The organism is [Mycobacterium] manitobense (genome assembly GCF_025821665.1).
Classification (GTDB): Bacteria; Actinomycetota; Actinomycetes; order Mycobacteriales; family Mycobacteriaceae; genus Mycobacterium; species Mycobacterium arseniciresistens.
Genome location: NZ_JACKSJ010000080.1, coordinates 1 through 372, shown reverse-complemented (window position 1 = coordinate 372; position 372 = coordinate 1). Strand labels below are relative to the sequence as shown.

Sequence of the window (372 nt, the reverse complement as noted above, 5' to 3'; positions counted from 1 at the left end):
CGCAGCGGCGCGGCCTGCTTGTCGCTGGGATACACCCAGCCGACGGGGGTGACGACGTTCTTGCCCGACCGCAGCAGCGCCGCGACCTCGTCGGGGTCGGGCATCAGCGGTGCGTAGATGACGGCGTCGGCGTCCAGCGCCAGGATGTCCTCGACGCTGGTGGTGGCGTTGACACCCGGCGTCGGCCCGCCGATGAGTTCCCCGACGTCGCGGCCGTGTTTGGACTCCGAATGCACCCAGCAGCCCACCAGTTCGAGGTCCGGATGCTCCAGCACCCCCTTGATCGCGGCGACGCCGACTCCGCCCGTGGCCCACTGGATGCTCCAGCACCCCCTTGATCGCGGCGACGCCGACTCCGCCCGTGGCCCACTG

At 71.2% G+C, this 372-nt stretch carries 1 pseudogene; it reads right to left on the bottom strand.

Going from position 1 to position 372, the window contains the following annotated elements:
• Positions 1 to 320: pseudogene (locus H7I41_RS10495) on the bottom strand (NAD(P)H-dependent amine dehydrogenase family protein); the annotation flags it as partial.
• Between the last annotated feature and the right edge of the window lie 52 nt (positions 321 to 372).